This window comes from Actinoplanes sp. DH11, from assembly GCF_020873875.1.
Taxonomy (GTDB): domain Bacteria; phylum Actinomycetota; class Actinomycetes; order Mycobacteriales; family Micromonosporaceae; genus Actinoplanes.
In genome coordinates, this window is the sequence record NZ_JAHWGU010000017.1 from 25,010 (window position 1) to 44,085 (window position 19,076).

Consider the following 19,076-nt stretch of genomic DNA (forward strand, 5'->3'; position numbering starts at 1 on the left):
TGCGGGATAACCCGCCGGAAACAACGCTGTGTGAGTAGTCTGGCACTCCGCGGTGATGGAGGTGGCCCGTGACGATGCTGAACTCCGGTGTCCCGGCGCGATGGACCGCACCGGAGGGCCGGTGGACCGAACCGGACCTGCACCTGTTCCCGCAGGACGGCCACCGGTACGAGATCGTCGACGGCAGCCTGCACGTCACCCCGCCCCCGGACGCCCGGCACGACGCCCTGGTCGCCGCCGTGGTCGAGGTGCTGCGCGCGGCCGCGCCGGAAGGCTGGTGGGTGTGCGACCGCAGCGGTGTCGCCGCCGGCGAGAGCAACCTGGTCCCGGACGTCACCGTGCTGCGGCCCCGGTCCGGCGGGCGGAGCTGGGCCGACCCGGCCGACGTCGCCCTGGTCGTCGAGGTGGAGTCCGCGGAGACCCGGCAGTACGACCGGTTGCTCAAACCCGCGGTCTACGCGGCCGCCGGCATCCCGGGGTTCTGGCGGGTGGAGCCGGGGCCGGTGCTGCGCACCTTCACCCGCGACGGCGCCGGCTATCGGGCCCTGGACAGCGTGGAGGGCGCCGAGCAGATCCGGCTCGACGCCCCGTACCCGATGCGGGTGTGCCCTGCGCAGTGGCGCCTCGACAAGCCCTGAGACGGCCTTGGTCAAGCTTTGAGGCGGCCTCGGGTCAAGCCCTGAGGCGGCCCGGGTTCAAGCTTCGAGGCAGCCCCGTCAAGCTTTCAGGCGGCCTCGTCGCGCGCCGGGCCTCAGGACCGGCCGGCGTGTGTGGCCAGCTGGTCGACGCCGATCAGCAGGCCACCGGCCAGGTCACCGCCGGCGAAGGCGGCCGCCATGGACAGGCCGGCGAGCTTCGCGTCCCGGTCGGTGATGCGCTTGCGGGCGTCCGAACCGGTGACGATCTCGAGCTTGCGCTGGTTCGGCGAGACCGCGACCAGCACCGAACGCGACGGCGTCCGGGTGCGGCGGTGCAGGTCCTCGGCCGTCTCCCGGGTCGACTCGCCCAGCTCGCCGAGGTAGATGCTGAAGTTCAGGCCGGTCACCTGGTCGGCGATCCGGAGCGCCTCGTCGAGACGCAGCAGCTGCCGGGTCGAGAAGGGGCCCTCGACGGGCTGCTCGACCCGGGTGAGCTCACCACTTGTCACTTGCGCCTCCTGTCGGGCCGGGCCGGACCGGAGCGCCGGAGCTGTCCTCGATGACCAGTCCACGCTCGATGGCCGGGGCGGTGTGATGGCCGTCCGCCGTCAGAGCCGGCGCGGCGGTCTTCTCCGGCGCGGCCGAGAGCCACATGGCCGGGAAGTCGAACGGCTGGCCAGGGCGGTAACGGCGGGACGGCTTGGAGCGGTCAGAGCCCGTGAGGACGAGCGTCGCCACCGCCCCGATGACCACGGCCGGAATGATCACAAAGACCAGAACGGTGCTGATAACTGACAACTGAAAACGCCCCCAGGCGCCGGTGACAAAACCTCATCCGAACAACAATCACGGTAGCGGAGCGCGAGTCGTACCGGAGCGTCGGGTCTCGAACCGGCGTCTCACGCCGTCGGGATCTACGCGGATTGTGGTCGGAGGTGCGAAAATCACCCTCACGCGCCGTCCGCGTCCTATCCGCCGCTGACGGCCAGGAGGGGGGATTTCATGCGCATGTCCGTCCCCGCCGCTGTGGCGGCACTCGCCATCGGTCTGGCGCTCACCGCAACACCCGCACATGCCGCCGCGGCGGTCTTCGTGGAACTGAACCCGAGCACGGCGCCCGCCGGTGACGAGATATCGGTGCGCGCCTCCTGCGACGACAACCTCAAACCGGCCACGGTCACCGCGGAGCCGATCGGCGACGTGACGGTGCAGCCCGAGTTCGGCTTCCTCACCGCCACCGTCCGGGTGCCGGCCGAGACCGAACCGGGCGACTACCCGGTGCGGCTGGCCTGCCCGGACGGCGGTGGCGTCGCGACCGCGACCCTGCACGTCGTGGCGAAGGTGGAACCGACCCGCGGCCCGGCCACCGGCGGTGGTGGCACCGCGGGCAGCCAGGTCCCGTCGATCCTCGTCGGGGGTGGTCTGGCGGCGATCGCGGCCGCGCTGGTCCTCGGCGTCGTCTCGGTGCGCCGCAGGCGTCTCGGTTAGGCCGGGCGTGCCGAGTTCGAACCGGGTGCCCGGCAGCTCCCGGGTGCCCGCTTCCGTGCAGCGCAAGCGGCCGGCCCAAGTCATCACCGCGCCACCGCCGGGGGTGGTGACCGGGCCGCTGCCGCCGACCCCGCCGGTGCGGGGCCGGTCACCTTTCTCGCTGCCCGGGCCGCGGCGTGGCCCACGACCACGCCCACGACCACGGCCGCGACGCGGGCGCCGGTCCGGGCCGATCGCGCTGATCGCCATGATCCTGCTCTTCCTGGGGCTGTTCGCCGTCGGGATGGGGCTCGGCTTCGCGACCGGCTTCGACCTGGGCGGGCTGTTCCGCGGCGCGGACGAGCCGCCGCCCCGGGCCTTCCCGGTGCTCGAACCGAGCCGCCCGGAACGGCTGGAGATCCCCGCCCTCGGCATCTCCGCGCCGGTCCTGGAGGTCGGGCTGGCGAACGACGGCTCGGTGGGCGTGCCACCGCTGAAACGGCACAACGAGGCCGGCTGGTTCGACGGCGGCCCCAGCCCCGGTCAGTTCGGCCCGGCCCTGATCGTCGGGCACGCCGACACCCGGACCGGCCCGTCGATCTTCCACGACCTGCACCGGATGAAGCCGCGCCAGGAGATCCAGGTGAGCCGCTCGGACGGCACTGTGGCGATCTTCGAGGTGAACTCGGTGGAGACCTTCGACAAGGACGATCTGCCGATCAAGCGGGTCTACGGCGATTACAGCCGGCCGTCGCTGCGCCTGATGACCTGTGGCGGCGACTGGCTCGGCGACACCCGCGGGGGCTACGCCGACAACGTGGTCGTCTTCGCCTCACTCGTCGACTCGCAAGCCGGCTGACCGGCGGCGTACCCTGCCGGCCGACCTGGCGCGGACCCCGCCGGCTGACCGGGGGCGGACCCTGCCGGCGGACCGGGGGCGGACCCTGCCGGCGGACCGGGGGCGGACCCTGCCGGCGGACCGGGGGCGGACACAGAAAGAGGCCGGGCGGCTATGCCGCCTCGGCCTCTGCGGGGGCGGACGGAAGATCGAGCCAATCCGTCCACCGGGGATCAGGGGTACGGTGCCCGAGCACCCGCCAGGCCACCCCCCGCGGCGCCGCCGGTAACGAGTGCAACCGCCAGCCAAGCTCGGCAGGCGTCTTGTCGCCCTTGCTGTGATTGCACTTGGCGCACGCGGCCACCACGTTCTCCCAGGCGTGCAGCCCGCCCCGGCTGCGTGGGAAGACGTGATCGATGGTCTCGGCCGAACCCCGGCAGTAGGCGCAGCGGCCACCGTCGCGGGCGAAGATGGCCCGGCGGGAAAGCCCGACATGAGTCCGGTACGGAACCTTCACATAACGAGTGAGGCGGACCACCGAGGGAACCGGGAGAGTGCGATGTGCGCTGTGCAGCATGCCGTCACCGTCGGAGATGCACTCCGCCTTGGCGGTCAGCAGCAGAATGGTCGCCCGACGCACCGATACGACGCACAGCGGCTCGTAGGTAGCGTTCAGCACCAACGCGGAAGAGCCCACTGCGGGTCGTATGTCAGGCATCGCGATCACCCTTCCGGTGTCAGTTGCTGCTAACCGCTCCCATAGCCCAAACGTGTGTGATCTGGCCCTCGAAACGCGACGGCCCGTGCGCCAATAGTCCCTGATGGATGACCCAATTGCCAGCACAATCTGTGGCTACGGGGTAAACGTCTGAGGTCTCCGGCTACCGGACCCGGTACCTTGACTACCCGTGGTTCAACTAGCTCCGACCCCTGCGCCCTCCGGTTCCGGCTCCTGGCCCAGCGAGTTCCCGAGCATCGACGTGGATGCCGCCTGCAGTGCGGACGTGCTCTGCAAACAGGTCCTCGACCTGACCGGGAACGAGTGGCTGGCCGCCAGCAGCTACGTCATCTTCATCAAGCCGCTGCGGGTCCTCGGCATCATCCTGATCGCCATGCTCATCCGCTGGGCGCTGCACCGGGCGATCGACCGGCTCACCCAGAGCACCTCCCGGGCCGCGATGCCGGCGCTGCTGAAGCCGCTCAAGGAGAAGGTGAGCACCACCGCCGAGGAGGGGCAGTTCATCCCGGAGCGGCGGCGGCAGCGTGCCGAGGCGATCGGGTCGGTGCTGCGCAGCTTCGTCAGCGCGGTGGTCTTCACCATCGCGGGGTTGCTCGTGCTGGGCGAGTTCGGTTTCAACCTGGCCCCGCTGCTGGCGAGCGCCGGCATCGTCGGCGTGGCTATCGGTTTCGGCGCGCAGAGCCTGGTCAAGGACCTGATCGCCGGCCTGTTCATGCTGCTGGAGGACCAGTACGGCGTGGGTGACACGGTTGACGTCGGCGAGGCGACCGGCGTGGTCGAGAGCGTCGGCCTGCGGATCACCACGGTCCGCGACGCCCGGGGCGTGCTCTGGTACATCCGGAACGGCGAGATCGTCCGGGTCGGCAACAAGAGCCAGGGCTGGGCCATGGTGGTCATCGACATCCCGATCGGCTTCGTCAACGCCGAGGAGGCGGTGACGGTGATGCGCCGTGCGGCCGAGGCGGTCGCGGCGGAACCCGAGCACCAGACCGAGTTCCTGGAGAAGCCGGACGTGGTCGGCGTCGAGCAGCTCACCGTCGACGGCGCGGTCATCCGGACCATCGCGAAGACGACCGCTGACGCGCAACCGGTCCTGCAGGGTGTGCTGCGCCGGGCGCTGACCGAGGCGCTGGACGTCGCCGGCATCTCGGAGCGGATCGCCGCGTCCCGGCTCGGGCCCCGCAGCGCGATCCCGCCGGCGTGGCTGGCCGGGCCCGACAATTCTTCGTCATCGATGGGTGAGCGCCCGCCGGGCAGCACTCCCTGACCTGCGCTTACGAGATCGACGACGCGCCCGCCCTCGACCGATTGGCCGATTTTTGACCCAACTGCCCTAGCGTGGACTCGGACGATCGGGCAGAATCCGCTAAGGATTCCCTGGAGAATCGGCCTGTTCGCGCCCAACCATCCCCTCAGCGGGATGACACCGGGACGGCGGACGGCCCCTGACTGGGATGGCCCATTGGTGGGACGACCCGTCGGCGGGATGGCCCCTCGGTGATCGTCGACCGCGATGGAGGGCTCGGTGTCAGATCAACCCGCACGGTCGAGCAGTGCGGCCGGCGCGGTCACAGAAAGTGAAGATACGGTCACCTTCAGCGAGCTTTTCGCGCTGCGTGAATACCGGGCACTCTTCCTCTCCGGGATCGTCAACTGGATCGGCGACTACCTGAGCCGGGCCGCGATCACCGTCCTGGTCTACCAGCAGAGCCGCTCCGTCCTGCTCTCCGCGGTGGCGTTCGCGATCCCGTACCTCCCCTGGCTCGTCGGGCCCCTGCTGTCGGCGCTCGCCGAGCGGTACCCGTACCGCCGGGTCATCATCGCGGCGGACCTGTCCCGGATGGTGCTGATCGGCCTGCTGCTCCTGCCCGGGCTGCCAATCCCGGTGATGCTCGGACTCGTCTTCCTCGCCAGCCTGGGCGCGCCCCCGGCACAGGCCGCCCGGTCGGCGATGCTGCCACTAGTGGTCCCGCGCGAACACCTCGCCCTGGCGCTGGCCACCAACCAGACCAGCGGGCAGGCCGCCCAGGTCGTCGGCTACCTGACCGGCTCCGCGCTCGCGGTGGCCCTGACACCGCGGATCGCGCTCGGCATCGACGTGCTCACCTTCGCCGTCTCCGCGGTCGTGGTGGCGTACGGCATCCGGCACCGGCCGACCGCGCGGGCCCGCTCCGAGCGCACCCACCTGCTCCGCGAGACCGCCGAAGGGTTCAGCCTGGTCTTCGGCGACCGGGTGCTGCGCTCCATCGCCCTCGTGGTGTTCACGATGACCGTCTTCGCGATCGTCCCGGAAGGGCTCGCCGCCGCCTGGGCCGCCGAGGGCACCTCCGGCACCACCGTCCCCGGCCTCGACCAAGGCATGATCATGGCGGCCGGTCCGCTCGGCTTCGTCATCGGCGGCCTGCTGTTCAACCGCCTCGTGCCCGCCGCCCGGCGCGCCCGGCTGCTCCCGCTGCTCGCCGTGCTCGCACCCCTCGTCCTGATCCCCACCATCATCGGCCCCAGCGCGCTCGTCGTGGCGTCCCTGGTGCTGCTCTCCGGGACGGTGCAGGGCGCGATCATGCCGACCCTGAACGCGACGTTCGTACTGGCCCTGCCGAACGGGTACCGTGCCCGCGCCTTCGGCGTGGTCAACAGCGGGATACAGCTCAGCCAGCTGAGCGCCGTGGTGATCACAGGTACGCTCGCCGACCACTTCTGGCTGCCCCTGGTGGTCGGCCTGTGGAGCGTCGGCGGCACCCTGGCGATGCTGCTCGCCGCCGTGTTCTGGCCGCGGCCGGTGACGTTCGCCGAAGCCGCCGAGAAGGCCTCCGCCGGCGACCAGATCCCGCCGCCCCGCACGCCCACGACGAGCGTCACACCCGAGCGTCCCTGAGCTGCTGGCAGGATGGAACAGTGAGCGCACCCGTACCGGAAGAGGCCAGCTTCTTCACCGCCGTCGGTGGCGAGCCCACGTTCCGCCGCCTCGTGGACAAGTTCTACGAAGGCGTCGCCGCGGACCCGCTGCTGCGCCCGATGTACCCCGAGGAGGACCTGGGGCCCGCCGCCGACCGGCTGGCGCTCTTCCTCATGCAGTACTGGGGCGGCCCGAACACGTACTCGGCAAGCCGCGGGCACCCGCGACTGCGGATGCGGCACGCGCCGTTCCGGGTCGACGCCGCCGCCCGGGACGCCTGGCTCCACCACATGCGCGTGGCGGTCGACTCCCTCGGCCTGCCCGAAGCGCACCGCACGGCGCTCTGGGACTACCTGGAACGGGCGGCCTACTTCATGGTCAACGCCATGGATTCGCCGGAGCCGGCGCACTGATTCGTGTCGCCTGAGCAGGTGACTCGTTGATCGGTTGACCACTCGCGACCGATTCCAGGAGCCTGCACATGCGCCGTCGCCTGCTCGCTGCCGCCGTCGTGGCGGCCGTGGCCGTACCCGTGGAGGTGGTGGCCACCCCGGCCGCGGCCGACAGTGCCCACCCGGCGGTGGTCTCCACCAACCCGGTCGACTGGACGCCGCACGTGCTGGACGGAACCGTCTGGTCCCTCGCCGTCGTCGGTGACACCGTGATCGTCGGCGGGGCGTTCACCAAAGTCGCCGACAGCCAGCGCCGGATCACCCTGGCCCGCAAGAACATCTTCGCGTTCGGCCTGCACGACGGCGAAATCCGCACCTTCGCCCCGCAGGTCGACGGCGCGATCTACTCGCTGGCCGCCGGCGACGACCACACCGTCTACATCGGCGGCGCCTTCAAATCGGTGAACGGGACCGGCCAGCGCGGCGTCGCCCGGGTCTCGCTGCGCACCGGCGAACGGATCAGCTCCTTCGGCACCCGGGTCAACTGGGGTGACGTGCGGTCACTCGCCACCCGCGGCGACCGGCTCTACGTCGCCGGCACCTTCTCCGCTATCAACGGGGTCAACCGGGTCGGCCTGGCCCGCCTCAACGCCACCACCGGCTCCGTCGACCAAGGTTTCGACGCCCGGCTGTCCGGCCCCGGCCTCAAACGGGTCCGGGTCGAACACTTCGACGTCTCCCCCGACGGCCGCAAACTGATCGCGGTCGGCGCGTTCCTGCGGTCCGGCGGACACGACCGGACACAGGTCGCCCTCTTCGACGTCGGCGGACCCTCGGCGATGCTGTCCAGCTGGTACACCGACGCCTACAAGCCGCCGTGCATGAAAGGCTTCGACACCTACCTCCGGCAGGTCAAATTCTCACCCGACGGGGCGTACGCGGTGATCGCGGCAACCGGGCGGGCCTCGTCGGCGCAGAAGCTCTGCGACTCGGCGGCGCGCTTCGAGACCCGGGCCGGTGGCCGGCACAACCCGACCTGGGTGCAGCGCACCGGCGGCGACTCCCTGTACGCCGTCGCAGTGACCGGGCCGGCCGTCTACCTCGGCGGGCACCAGCGGTGGTTCGACAACCCGTACGGCACCGACGGCAACGGGCCGGGGCCCGGCGCGGTGTCCCGGCCCGGGATCGGTGCGGTCAGCCCCAACACGGGGAAAGCGCTGCCGTGGAACCCGACCCGATCACGTGGGGTGGGGGTTCGGGCGTTCCTGGTCACCAGCCAAGGGCTGTTCGTGGGGTCCGACACCGATCAGCTGGGGCGGGAGTATCACGGTCGGGTGGGGATGTTTCCGATCTAGCTGGCTGCGCTTCGCTCCGCGGCGATTGCCTTGTAACCGGTGAGTTGGCCCCGATTTCCCGACGCCGCACACCCCGCGGCGTCGGGAAATCGGGGCCAACTCACCGGCGGCAATCGCGGGTGGGGGGTCTGCTTCACACCGGGGTTGCGCTGTGGTTTGTTTGGCAGCGGGTGGCGGATTTGTCGGGTTGGGCTGGTAGGACCGGCGGGTGCGGAGCTGGGTGTGCGCGGCGGCGTGGTGTTGGTTGTCTTTGGGTCGGTTGCGTTGTGGATGACGAGGCTGGGTGGGTTCGCGTGGTGGTGTTGATCTGCTGGCGGTGCGAAATCGCGGTTTTGGCTTCTTGATCACAGCGATTTCGTAGCGCTAGCAGATCAACATCTCGCCGGGGGTGGCGTGTCCGGTGCCGCCGGAGACGGAGCCGGAGCCGGAGCCGGGGCCGGGGCGGGGACGGGGTGACGCGCGGGCTGCATCGACTGGGTGGCGGGCCGGCGCATGACCGGGTCCGGACGGTAGGGCGATCTGGGCGCTCACGCGCCCTGGCCACGGTCGCGTCCGCTGGGGTGGTGTATGAGAGTGGACCATCGCTGATCCGTTTCACAGCTGGCCGAGCGTGGCTGTCACCCATGGTCGCTGGAGAGCGCCTCCGGCGACCGCCAGTGACAGCCAACCCTGCCCGGCTGTCAGCCACGGTGGCTGGAGAACGCCTCCGGCGACCACCAGTGACAGCCAACCCTGCCCGGCTGTCAGCCACGGTCGCTGGAGAACGCCTCCGGCAACCACCAGTGACAGCCAACCCTGCCCGGCTGTCAACCACGGTCGCTGGAGAACGCCTCCCGCAACCACCAGTGACAGCCAACCCTGCCCAGCTGTCAACCACGGTCACTGGAGAACGCCTCCCGCAACCACCAGTGACAGCCAACCCTGCCTGGGGTTGCGTCCGAGAGCGAAAACCCTGGCCGCACGGCGAGCCGACGCATGAACAGGGCCGGCAGTAAGGACCATCTGGCCCCCACGCTCTCCGGCCATGGTGACGGGCAGAGCACCGATCAAGGTTGGCTGGACCACGGCCAGAACCCAGCAGTGACGCCCGTGCCGACCCTCCGACACGTGCCGACCCGTTGACCCCAGGCCCGTCGACCCCAGGCCCGTCGACCCCAGGCCCGTCGACCCCAGGCCCGTCGACCCCAGGCCGGCCCGTCGGCCCAGCCCGTGCCGGCCCGTCGGCCCAGGCCGCAGCCCCTCTCACCCGGGCCGCCCGAGATGGTCGATCAGATGGCGTGGGCTGGCCTGGCCGGTTCGGCGGCGCCGGGTCTTGCGGCCGCTCGCCCGTCGGATCCGGCGCGACCGCTCGATGATCTGTATTGCCGACGTCCGGGCCGGGGACCACGCCGTGATCGTTGATCACGCTGGGCAGGCGTCGCTCCGGAACGGACCGGCGAGGGCTGGTCTCCCACGATGTCCGCCATGGGGCGGCCGCTGGTGAGAGCGCCGGACTGCCGGCAGCCAGGGTATGCCGAGCCACGGTATTGCAGGTAACGGGGCGGCCTTGGAGGGGCTGCTCAGAGCAGGGCGCCCTCGTCGTGCAGCCAGTCGACGAACGAGGTTGCCACTGCGGCTCCGCAGTCGAGCATTTCGACAAGCAGGGCGTCGTGGGCTCCGGCGGCCAGCGGGACCTGGAGTTCGGCGTAGATGGGCAGCTGGCCCCGCTCGGTGGGGTCACCCACGTACGCCTTGCAGAAGCGCCGGGTGTGGTTCCACTCGTTGACCACCCGGTAGGCCCGGTCCGCCCAGTCCGGTGGGACCGTCGCGTGCGGACGGGCGCGCATCACCAGGATCTCGTCGTCCGGTCCCTCCAGGGTGAACAGCACCGCGTGCCGTTCCCACATCGCCAGGAGGCTGCCGCCACCGTCGGCGAGGAACCGGATGTCGAGCATGTCGAGCGCCTTGCCGATCCGCGCCAGCGACACCGGGGCGACCACCGGATCGGCGGCTCCCGGTGTGGACAGATCGGACGGAACTCCGGTCCTGGCCGGCTCGCGTTGGGCCGGGACACCGACGCGGACCGTGCTCTGCACCGCCACCTCGCCACCGGTATCCGGCTCGTTGCCCGACGCCGATCCCGGACGCCATGACCACCACGGCATCGTGTGCACCTCACTCCCCAACAGACCCACACCGGACGTTGCAGTGGATCCGAGGGCCGACGGTACCCGTCCAGTTCCTGAAGGTCATCCCCCCAACCGGAGGGCGGGTCCGTAAGAACGATGCGGCGTCATCCTTTTGGGTGACTTGACATCGGAGTAACGGTCAATTTATGCACGCTCTGTCGCCACGCTACTCCATATGGTGCAGAAATTCCCACCCACGACCCGGCTACGCGCACCCTCGCCTCCGGAGCGTCAGCGCCTCGCGGGCCGAGAAAACCCATCCGCGCGACCGCCTGCACGAGCCGCTGGGAGACCTGGACCGGTGTGCCGTCCTCGGGCGTGACGACGAGAGCGACGTGATCGAGCAACGCGTCCCGCACCGCCCGCTGGCCCACCGCCCGGCCGGCCATGCCACCGCCGGCGATCTCGCGCAGGGTGCCGGCGGCGGCGCTCGCCAGCCGCTCCAGCTCGCTGCCGGCGACCGACTCGACCGCCTGGCTCGCCGGTGGCGGCAACGGCCACCGCCACATCACGTCACGCCGCTGCGGGAGGGTGTCTCCGGCGGCGGCGAGCACCGCGAGCAGCTCACCGGCCGCAACCGTGGCATCGCCCGGACCGGGGCCGGCGACCTCCCGGGTGACGAGCACGTCCCAGGGCAGACGGGCCCAGAGCGCGGTCCGGCCGGCGGCCGAGCGCAGCCGCACCGGGGCGGCCGGGTCGAGCCGGGTGAGGCGGGCCAGGAACGCGCCTGCGTCGGGAACCCCGAGCAGGCCGTGCCCACTCATGACCGGCCACCGGCAGGCTCGGGCACGTACGGCTTGAGGAAGTCGCGCTCCGCGTCGGAGAGCCGCCGTGGATGCCCTTCGGCGAGGTTGTACGGCACACAGACCGACTTGGCCCGGCTGGCCAGCACACCGTCGTCGAAGAGTTCGTAGTTCACCGTGAACGCGGCGGCGCGCAGCGCGGAGACCCACATCTCGATGCGCACCGGGTCACCGAAGTCGATCGGCCGCAGGTAGTCGATCTCGTGGCGGGCGATCACGATGCCCTCCTCGAACGAGCCCAGCCCGTGCGCACGGGCGCCGACGAAGAACATCGCGACCCGGGCCTCCTCGTAGAGGGTGAGGAAGCGCGCGTTGTTGACGTGCCCGTACGCGTCCATGTCGGACCAGCGCACGGGCACGTCGTAAACGAACCGCTGTGAATCAGTCACGCGTGAGCTTGCGGTACGTGACCCGGTGCGGCCGAGCAGCCTCGGCGCCCAGTCGGTCGATCTTGTTCTTCTCGTACGCCTCGAAGTTGCCCTCGAACCAGAACCACTTGTCCGGCTCCTCGTCGGTGCCCTCCCAGGCCAGCATGTGCGTGGCGACCCGGTCGAGGAACATCCGGTCGTGGGAGATGACCACGGCGCAGCCGGGGAACTCGAGCAGCGCGTTCTCCAGGCTGGAGAGCGTCTCGACGTCGAGGTCGTTCGTCGGCTCGTCGAGCAGGATCACGTTGCCGCCGATCTTCAGCGTCATCGCCAGGTTGAGCCGGTTGCGCTCACCGCCGGAGAGGACCTTCGTCGGCTTCTGCTGGTCGGGGCCCTTGAAGCCGAAGGCCGCGACGTAGGCCCGGGACGGCATCTCGACCTTGCCGACCATCATGTGGTCGAGACCGTCGGAGACGACCTCCCACACCGTCTTGGCGGGGTCGAGGCCGGCGCGGCTCTGGTCGACGTAGGACAGCTTGACCGTCTCACCGATCCGGACCGCACCCTCGTCCGGCTTCTCCAGCCCGACGATGGTCTTGAACAGCGTGGTCTTGCCGACGCCGTTCGGGCCGATGATGCCGACGATGCCGTTACGCGGCAGCGAGAACGACAGGTGGTCGATGAGCGTACGCCCGTCGAAGCCCTTGACCAGGTCCTTGGCCTCGATGACGGTGTTGCCCAGACGCGGGCCCGGCGGGATCTGGATCTCTTCGAAGTCCAGCTTGCGGGTCTTCTCCGCCTCGGCGGCCATCTCCTCGTAGCGCTCGAGACGGGACTTGCTCTTGGTCTGGCGCGCCTTGGCGTTCGACCGGACCCACTCGAGCTCCTCGGAGAGGCGCTTCTTCATCTTGGCGTCCTTGCGGCCCTCGACCGAGAGACGCGCCGCCTTCTTCTCCAGGTAGGTGGAGTAGTTGCCCTCGTAGCCGATCGCCCGGCCGCGGTCCAGCTCGAGGATCCAGCCGGCCACGTTGTCCAGGAAGTACCGGTCGTGGGTGATCGCCAGGACGGTGCCGGCGTACTTCGCGAGGTGCTGCTCCAGCCAGCTCACGCTCTCGGCGTCGAGGTGGTTGGTGGGCTCGTCGAGCAGCAGCAGGTCGGGCGCCTCGAGCAGCAGCTTGCAGAGCGCGACGCGGCGGCGCTCACCACCGGAGAGCTGGGTGACGTCGGCGTCCGGCGGCGGGCACCGCAGCGCGTCCATCGCGAGCTCCAGCTTGGAGTCGATGTCCCACGCGTCGGCGTGGTCCAGCTCCTCCTGGAGCTTGCCCATCTCCTCCATCAGCTCGTCGGAGTAGTCGGTGGCCATCTGCTCGGCGATGGCGTTGAACCGGTCCAGCTTGGCCTTGGTGTCGGCGACCGCTTCCTCGATGTTGCCGAGGACGGTCTTCTCGTCGTTCAGCGGCGGCTCCTGCGCCAGCATGCCGACGGTGTAGCCGGGCATCAGCCGGGCCTCGCCGTTGCTGGGCGTGTCGAGGCCCGCCATGATCTTCAGAAGGCTGGACTTACCGGCGCCGTTCGGGCCGACCACACCGATCTTGGCGCCCGGCAGGAAGCTCAGCGTCACATTGTCGAGCACGACCTTGTCGCCGTGCGCCTTGCGCGCCTTTTCCAGGACGTAGATGTATTGGGCCACGGGGTGCCCTACCTCCAAGATCGTGAATTATCGGGGCGGGAAGCCAGGAATCAAAGGGCAATCTTTCCAGGTACCCCCGCACTGCGAACGACAACCCCGCCAGGTTTACTCCCGGACCGCCTTCTGCTCCTCGGCGCGCCCGTCCGCGTGCCGGATGACCAGGCCCGCACCATCCACGGTGAAGACGTTGCCGTCGACCGCCCGCGCGGTGTACCGCCCGGTGCCGTCGTCCTCCACCCCGCCGAGGAAGAGCGCGGTCTTCCCCTCGATCCACTCGGCGTCGGTGCCGCCCTTGTTGGCGTGGTAATAGAGCAACCCGGCCCGGTCCTGGCAGATCCAGACCACGGTCTTGCGGACGGTACGCACCCGGAGCACCTCCACCAGGTCGCCGGACGCGCCGTAGAGCGAGCCGGCCTTCTGGGTCTGCTCCGGGCACAGCGGGCCGTCGACCAGTTCCAGCGGCGCCGGAGCGGCATCGAACGGGTCCCGCGAGCCGCGCTCGTCCTCCGACCGGTTTCGTTCCTCGCCGAGGAGGTATCCACCGATCATCCCGATGATCGTGAGCAGCACCGTGGCGATCACCACAGGAAAGAACAACGGACGCCGCTGCTGGGAATGATCATCAAGGGGGGCCACCGGCTCAGGATGGCACCCCGGTTCCAACCGGTCCATCACGGCGCGTTCCCACCGTGAGATCGGAGGCGGTGCAACGCGGCAGCCTATGCCCAGTAGGCTCGCCTGGGGAACAGAAACCACTCGGAGGTGTACTCAGCGTGGCCGAACGAAGTTCCTTCGTCGTCGTCGCCAACCGTTTGCCAGTGGACGAGGTCACCACCCCGGAAGGGGACAAGCAGTGGCGTCCCAGCCCGGGTGGGCTGGTCACGGCCTTGCACCCGGTGCTGACCGAGCACCGCGGCACCTGGATCGGCTGGGCGGGTGGGTCCGGGCCGGCGCCCGAACCCTTCGAACTCGAAGGCATCAACATCCATCCGGTCCCGCTCAGCACCGAGGAGCTGGAACGCTACTACGAGGGCCAGTCGAACGCGACGATCTGGCCGCTGTACCACGACGCGGTGGAAACACCCGTCTACAAGCGTCGCTGGCGTGAGACGTACCGGATCGTCAACCAGCGGTTCGCCGAGGCGGCCGCCCAGGTCGCCGCCGAGGGCGCCACCGTCTGGGTGCAGGACTACCAGCTGCAGCTGGTGCCGGCCCTGCTCCGGGAGATGCGCCCCGACCTGCGGATCGGGTTCTTCCTGCACATCCCGTTCCCGCCGATCGAGCTGTTCATGCAGATGCCGTTCCGGGCCGAGATCCTGCGCGGCCTGCTCGGCGCCGACCTGGTCGGCTTCCAGCAGCGGCTGGCCGCGCAGAACTTCGTCCGGCTCGCCCGGCACCTGCTCGGCCTCCGCTACGAGGGCCAGTCGATCAAGGTGGACGGGCGCAGCGTCAAGGCCGGTGCGTTCCCGATCAGCATCGACACCAAGGACATGGAACGCCTCGCCGCCGACCCGGCGGTGCAGGCCCGGGCCAAGCAGATCCGGGCCGAGCTGGGCGATCCGAAGACGGTGATCCTCGGCGTCGACCGGCTCGACTACACCAAGGGCATCGAGCTGCGCCTCAAGGCGTTCCGCGAGCTGCTCGCCGACGGCAAGCTCAACGTCGGCGACGCGGTGATGGTGCAGGTGGCGACGCCCAGCCGGGAGCGGGTCGAGCACTACCAGACGCTGCGGGTGAAGGTGGAGCGCGAGGTCGGCCGGATCAACGGCGAGTTCGGGCGGGTCGGCACGCCGGCGGTGCACTACCTGCACCAGTCGGTGAGCAAGCAGGAGCTCGCCGCGATGTACGCGGCCGCCGACGTCATGATGGTGACCCCGCTGCGCGACGGCATGAACCTGGTCGCCAAGGAGTACATCGCCTGCCGCGGTGACACCGGTGGCGCGCTGGTGCTCAGCGAGTTCGCCGGTGCGGCGACCGAGCTGCGCCAGGCATTCCTGTGCAATCCGCACGACCCGGACGGCGTGAAGGACGCGCTGCTGCGTGCGGTCGGCGCGGAAGCGCCCGAGCTCAAGCGCCGGATGCGCGTGATGCAGCGTCACCTGCGCACGCACGACGTCGCGCGCTGGGCAAAGACCTTCCTCGACGAGCTCGGCGTCGACGACGGTGACGGCGAGAAGCCCGCCGAGGACTGAGCAGGACCCGTTTTCGGGCGCCGGGCCGTTTTTCGGCCCGGCGCCTTTCTGGTACGCCCTGCGACTGCCCCTTCCGGTACGGCTTCGTCAGCTCGCCGGGGTGAAGGTGTCGGCCACCTCCACCACCGCGCCGATCACCACGACGGCCGGTGGGCGGATGCCGGCCGCCGCCACGTCGGCGGTCACCGCCTCCAGGGTGCTGCGCAGCGACCGCTGATGTGCGGTCGAGCCCTCCTGCACCACCGCGACCGGTGTGGTGGCGGCGCGGCCCTCGGCGATCAGGCGCTCGGCGATCTTCGGCAGGTTCTTCAGGCCCATCAGCACCACCAGGGTGCCACGCAGCCGGGCCAGCGCCGGCCAGTCGACGAGCGAATCCGGATGGTCCGGCGGGATGTGACCGGACACCACGGTGAACTCGTGCGCCACTCCGCGGTGGGTGACCGGGATGCCGGCCAGGGCGGGCGCCGCGATCGAACTGGTCACGCCCGGAACCACCATGACCGGGACACCGGCGGCCGCGCAGGCGAGCGCCTCCTCGCCGCCGCGGCCGAAGACGAAGTTGTCGCCGCCCTTGAACCGGACCACGAACTTGCCCTGCTGAGCCCGGTCCACCAGGATCCGGTTGATCTCCTCCTGGGCGGCCGACGGCCCGTACGGGATCTTGGCCGCGTCGATCAGTTCGACCTCCGGGCGCAGCTCACCGAGGAGCATGCCGGGGACCAGCCGGTCGGCGACCACCACATCGGCCGCGGCCAGCAGGCGCCGGCCCTTCACCGTGATCAGCTCGGGGTCGCCGGGTCCGCCACCGACCAGCGCCACCCCCTTGAACTCGGGCGCGGCCGGCGGCACCGCCTCCAGGGCGTGCGCGACCAGGTCACGGACCGCCATCGCGCGGCGGCGGTCGCCCCCGTCGGTCACCGCCACGGTCACCTGGCCGTGCCGGGTGACGGCCGGGGTCCAGGCGGTGGCGGCGTCGCGGTCGTCCGCCCGTACACAGAAGATGCGGTGCGCCTCCGCCGCCGCACTCACTTGAGCGGCAGCCTCCGGGTCGTCCACCGCGACGTGCACCAGCCAGGCACCCTCGACGTCCACCGGCGCGAAGCGGCGTGGCGTCCAGGCCACCCGGCCGGCGTCGGCGTACGACCGGAGCGCGGGGGTGAGTTCGGGCGCGACGATCTCCACCTGGGCGCCGGCGGCGATCAGTGCCGGCACCCGGCGGGTGGCGACCGTGCCGCCGCCGACCACCAGCACGCGGCGGCCCTCCAGCCGCAGGGCCATCGGATAAAGGCTCATAGTCCCGCTTTCCCGCTCAGTTCTTCACTCTCGTCACTGCTCCGCCGACGCCCGCGGCGCCCCCGCCCGGCGCTCGTCACGTCCCCGACCTGCCTTGTCATTTCCCCGCCCGGGCCTGTCATTTCTCCGAGACGCCTGCCGCGTCGAACGTCGCCACCTCGTGCAGCACCCGCACCGCGGCCGCCACCACCGGCAGGGCCAGCACCGCGCCGCTGCCCTCGCCCAGGCGCATGCCGAGGTCGAGCAGGGGCGTCAGGCCCAGGTGCGCGAGGACCACGGAGGCACCCGGCTCGGGCGACCGGTGCCCGGCGACCATCGCGGCGACCGCGTCCGGCGCGAACGCGGCGGCAGCGACGGCGGCCGAGGCGGCGATCACGCCGTCCACGATCACCGGGACCCGGCGGGCGGCCGCGCCCAGGATGAAACCGGCGAGCGCGGCGTGTTCCAGGCCGCCTACGGTGGCGAGCACGCCCAGCGGGTCGGCCGGGTCGGGACGATGCCGGGCCAGCGCCGCGGCGACCACCTCGGTCTTGCGCATGAGCGTGGCGTCGTCGATGCCGGTGCCCCGGCCGGTCACGGTGGCCGCGTCCGCTCCGGTGAAGGCCGCGATCAGGGCCGCCGCCGGTGTCGTGTTGGCGATCCCCATGTCGCCGGTGAGCAGGCACTTCGCGCCCGATTCGACGAGCTGGGCGGCGACCGCGATGCCGACCTCGACGGCGGCCAGCGCCTCCTCGCGGGTCAGCGCGGGCTCCACGGTCATGTCCCGGGTGCCGCGGCGGATGTTGGCGTCCAGCAGGTTCGCGCCGCCGTGCAACGGGATGGACACCCCGACGTCGATCACCATGACGTCGGCGCCGGCCTGCCGGGCGAACGCGTTGACCACCGCACCACCGGCCACGAAGTTCGCCACCATCTGCGCGGTGACCTCCTGCGGCCAGGGGCTCACCCCGCGCGCGTGCACGCCGTGGTCACCGGCGAAGACGGCGACCGTCGCGGGCGCCGGCAGCGGCGGCGGGCAGATCCCGGCCAGCCCGGCCAGGCGCACCGACAGCTCCTCCAGGTCGCCCAGCGAGCCGGCCGGCTTGGTCAGCCGGCCCTGCAGCTCACGCGCGGCAGCGAGTGCCTGCTCGTCGGCCGGCCGGATGGCGGCAAGGGTGGTCTCCAGCGTCACGATCGCTCCTCGATCACTTCGGTGAGAGTCTGCACGAATCTGTCGGTGGTGGCAGTGTCGCGTACCGCAATCCGCAACCAGTCCGCGCCCAGCCCCGGAAAGGTGTCGCCCCGGCGTACCGCATAACCGCGTCGACGCAGCTCAAGCCGGATCCGCTCGGCCGCCGGGACGTGGATCGTCACGAATGCGGCGGCCGGTTCGCCGGCAACCGTGACGCTCGGCACGTGTCGCAGCCGGTCCACCAGGTGGACACGCTCCGCCGTGACCTGCGCGGCGATCTCCCGCTCGGCGGCGACGGCGACCGGGGAGGCGCAGGCGGCCGCGGCCGCGAGCGCCGGCGTGGAGACCGCCCAGAGGGGCTGCGCTGCGGCCAGCCGGGGTAGCAGGCCGGCCGGCCCGAGCAGGTAGCCGATCCGCAGCCCGGCCAGCCCCCACGTCTTGGTCAGACTGCGGAGCACCACCAGACCCGGCACGTCGCGGCGCCCGGCGAGCGACTCCGGCTCACCCGGCACCCCGGGCCGGTGAGTGATGTCGGCGAACGCCTCGTCGACCACCAGGACCCGGCCCGGCCGCGCGAGCGCCGCCACGTCGGCGGCCGGGTGCAGCACCGAGGTCGGGTTGGTCGGGTTGCCCACGAAGACCAGGTCGGAGTCGTCCGGCACCAGCGTCGGGTCCAGCCGGAAACCGTCCCGCGCGCTCAGCAGCACCCGGTCCACGTCGTGCCCGGCGTTGCGCAGCGCCGCCTCCGGTTCGGTGAACTGCGGGTGCACCACCACCGGGCGGCGGGCGCCGCGCAACGCCTGCGCGAGCAGCACGAACGCCTGCGCGGCGCCGGCGGTGAGCAGCACCTCCGCGGGGTCGCGGCGGTGCCGGGCCGCGACGGCGGCGGTCGCGGATGTCGCGTCGGGGTACGCGGAGAGCCGGTGCAGCGAATCCACGATGGGAGCGGACAGCCACCCGGGCATCGGCTGGTGCCGCACGTTGACCGCGAGGTCGATCAGGCCCGCCCCCACCTCGGCGTCGCCGTGATGATCGAGGTCGTACGTCATGCCCCCAGCATGCCGTC

At 71.0% G+C, this 19,076-nt stretch carries 19 protein-coding genes; 8 read left to right on the forward strand and 11 right to left on the reverse strand.

The genetic code is table 11. The features are described from left to right. Positions 1–74 precede the first annotated feature (74 nt). Positions 75–638 carry a Uma2 family endonuclease gene (locus LPA41_RS23895; protein WP_229073150.1) on the forward strand — a complete coding sequence of 188 codons (564 nt, stop codon included), beginning with the start codon at positions 75–77 and terminating at the stop codon, positions 636–638. A gap of 113 nt (positions 639–751) precedes the next feature. Here LPA41_RS23895 and LPA41_RS23900 read toward each other — a convergent pair whose 3' ends face one another. Together LPA41_RS23900 and LPA41_RS23905 are read right to left on the reverse strand one after the other, a co-directional pair. Then, a complete protein-coding gene (locus LPA41_RS23900; protein ID WP_229072997.1) occupies positions 752–1,147 on the reverse strand; it encodes a DUF5130 family protein in 396 nt (131 codons plus the stop codon). Beyond that, the gene (locus tag LPA41_RS23905; protein ID WP_229072998.1) at positions 1,134–1,406 is read right to left on the reverse strand and encodes a hypothetical protein; all 273 of its coding nucleotides are present in this window, start codon (positions 1,404–1,406) and stop codon (positions 1,134–1,136) included. The genes LPA41_RS23900 and LPA41_RS23905 overlap by 14 nt, the downstream gene beginning before the upstream one ends. Before the next feature lie 234 nt (positions 1,407–1,640). Here LPA41_RS23905 and LPA41_RS23910 point away from each other — a divergent pair, with 234 nt between their 5' ends. Continuing rightward, positions 1,641–2,126: a hypothetical protein gene (locus LPA41_RS23910; RefSeq protein WP_229072999.1), complete on the forward strand. Its 486-nt coding sequence runs from the start codon at positions 1,641–1,643 to the stop codon at positions 2,124–2,126. Positions 2,127–2,286: 160 nt separating this feature from the next. Next, positions 2,287–2,964, forward strand: coding sequence for a class F sortase (locus LPA41_RS23915; protein ID WP_374238204.1), 678 nt, complete (start codon positions 2,287–2,289; stop codon positions 2,962–2,964). 151 nt (positions 2,965–3,115) lie between these two features. Here the strand turns inward: LPA41_RS23915 and LPA41_RS23920 are convergent, their stop codons facing one another. Then, on the reverse strand, positions 3,116–3,661 hold the full coding sequence (locus LPA41_RS23920; RefSeq protein ID WP_229073151.1) for an HNH endonuclease: 546 nt from the start codon (positions 3,659–3,661) through the stop codon (positions 3,116–3,118). A gap of 190 nt (positions 3,662–3,851) precedes the next feature. Here LPA41_RS23920 and LPA41_RS23925 point away from each other — a divergent pair, with 190 nt between their 5' ends. The 4 genes from LPA41_RS23925 to LPA41_RS23940 all read left to right on the forward strand — a co-directional run bounded on the left by LPA41_RS23925 (position 3,852) and on the right by LPA41_RS23940 (position 8,325). Next, complete coding sequence (locus LPA41_RS23925) at positions 3,852–4,949, forward strand: mechanosensitive ion channel family protein (protein WP_374238202.1); 1,098 nt, start codon at positions 3,852–3,854, stop codon at positions 4,947–4,949. A gap of 258 nt (positions 4,950–5,207) precedes the next feature. Next, positions 5,208–6,557, forward strand: a complete 1,350-nt coding sequence (locus LPA41_RS23930) for an MFS transporter (protein WP_229073001.1) — start codon at positions 5,208–5,210, stop codon at positions 6,555–6,557. Further along, positions 6,554–6,991: a globin gene (locus LPA41_RS23935; protein WP_255690190.1), complete on the forward strand. Its 438-nt coding sequence runs from the start codon at positions 6,554–6,556 to the stop codon at positions 6,989–6,991. The genes LPA41_RS23930 and LPA41_RS23935 overlap by 4 nt, the downstream gene beginning before the upstream one ends. 68 nt (positions 6,992–7,059) lie before the next feature. Next, positions 7,060–8,325 carry a delta-60 repeat domain-containing protein gene (locus LPA41_RS23940; protein WP_229073003.1) on the forward strand — a complete coding sequence of 422 codons (1,266 nt, stop codon included), beginning with the start codon at positions 7,060–7,062 and terminating at the stop codon, positions 8,323–8,325. Positions 8,326–9,884: 1,559 nt separating this feature from the next. Here LPA41_RS23940 and LPA41_RS23945 read toward each other — a convergent pair. From LPA41_RS23945 to LPA41_RS23965, 5 genes are all read right to left on the reverse strand, one after another. After that, positions 9,885–10,469 (reverse strand): YbjN domain-containing protein, encoded by a 585-nt coding sequence (locus tag LPA41_RS23945; RefSeq protein WP_229073004.1) that lies wholly within the window; start codon positions 10,467–10,469, stop codon positions 9,885–9,887. Positions 10,470–10,597: 128 nt separating this feature from the next. After that, the gene (locus LPA41_RS23950) at positions 10,598–11,257 is read right to left on the reverse strand and encodes a hypothetical protein (RefSeq protein ID WP_229073005.1); all 660 of its coding nucleotides are present in this window, start codon (positions 11,255–11,257) and stop codon (positions 10,598–10,600) included. Continuing rightward, positions 11,254–11,685, reverse strand: coding sequence for a thioesterase family protein (locus LPA41_RS23955; protein ID WP_308036605.1), 432 nt, complete (start codon positions 11,683–11,685; stop codon positions 11,254–11,256). Before LPA41_RS23955 ends, LPA41_RS23950 begins: the two co-directional genes overlap by 4 nt. Next, positions 11,678–13,354, reverse strand: a complete 1,677-nt coding sequence (gene ettA, locus LPA41_RS23960) for an energy-dependent translational throttle protein EttA (RefSeq protein ID WP_229073006.1) — start codon at positions 13,352–13,354, stop codon at positions 11,678–11,680. The genes LPA41_RS23955 and ettA overlap by 8 nt, the downstream gene beginning before the upstream one ends. 105 nt (positions 13,355–13,459) lie before the next feature. After that, positions 13,460–13,990, reverse strand: a complete 531-nt coding sequence (locus LPA41_RS23965; protein WP_229073007.1) for a hypothetical protein — start codon at positions 13,988–13,990, stop codon at positions 13,460–13,462. Positions 13,991–14,127: 137 nt separating this feature from the next. Here LPA41_RS23965 and LPA41_RS23970 point away from each other — a divergent pair, with 137 nt between their 5' ends. After that, the gene (locus tag LPA41_RS23970) at positions 14,128–15,546 is read left to right on the forward strand and encodes a trehalose-6-phosphate synthase (RefSeq protein WP_229073008.1); all 1,419 of its coding nucleotides are present in this window, start codon (positions 14,128–14,130) and stop codon (positions 15,544–15,546) included. Positions 15,547–15,633: 87 nt separating this feature from the next. Here LPA41_RS23970 and cobA read toward each other — a convergent pair whose 3' ends face one another. The 3 genes from cobA to cobC form a co-directional block, all read right to left on the reverse strand. Continuing rightward, entirely contained in the window at positions 15,634–16,839 is a 1,206-nt protein-coding gene (gene cobA, locus LPA41_RS23975; RefSeq protein WP_229073009.1) for a uroporphyrinogen-III C-methyltransferase, read from the reverse strand. Positions 16,840–16,957: 118 nt separating this feature from the next. Continuing rightward, positions 16,958–18,010: a nicotinate-nucleotide--dimethylbenzimidazole phosphoribosyltransferase gene (gene cobT / locus LPA41_RS23980; protein WP_229073010.1), complete on the reverse strand. Its 1,053-nt coding sequence runs from the start codon at positions 18,008–18,010 to the stop codon at positions 16,958–16,960. Then, positions 18,007–19,059, reverse strand: a complete 1,053-nt coding sequence (cobC, locus tag LPA41_RS23985; protein ID WP_229073011.1) for an Rv2231c family pyridoxal phosphate-dependent protein CobC — start codon at positions 19,057–19,059, stop codon at positions 18,007–18,009. The genes cobT and cobC overlap by 4 nt, the downstream gene beginning before the upstream one ends. Positions 19,060–19,076: the final 17 nt, after the last annotated feature.

Bases quoted from the DNA above. Each gene is read 5' to 3' on its own strand.
- LPA41_RS23895 (WP_229073150.1), top strand. From the start codon at position 75: ATGCTGAACTCCGGTGTCCCGGCGCGATGGACCGCACCGGAGGGCCGG.
- LPA41_RS23910 (WP_229072999.1), top strand. From the start codon at position 1,641: ATGCGCATGTCCGTCCCCGCCGCTGTGGCGGCACTCGCCATCGGTCTG.
- LPA41_RS23920 (WP_229073151.1), bottom strand. From the start codon at position 3,661: ATGCCTGACATACGACCCGCAGTGGGCTCTTCCGCGTTGGTGCTGAAC.
- LPA41_RS23940 (WP_229073003.1), top strand. From the start codon at position 7,060: ATGCGCCGTCGCCTGCTCGCTGCCGCCGTCGTGGCGGCCGTGGCCGTA.
- LPA41_RS23945 (WP_229073004.1), bottom strand. From the start codon at position 10,469: ATGCCGTGGTGGTCATGGCGTCCGGGATCGGCGTCGGGCAACGAGCCG.
- LPA41_RS23950 (WP_229073005.1), bottom strand. From the start codon at position 11,257: ATGAGTGGGCACGGCCTGCTCGGGGTTCCCGACGCAGGCGCGTTCCTG.
- cobA (WP_229073009.1), bottom strand. From the start codon at position 16,839: ATGAGCCTTTATCCGATGGCCCTGCGGCTGGAGGGCCGCCGCGTGCTG.
- cobC (WP_229073011.1), bottom strand. From the start codon at position 19,059: ATGACGTACGACCTCGATCATCACGGCGACGCCGAGGTGGGGGCGGGC.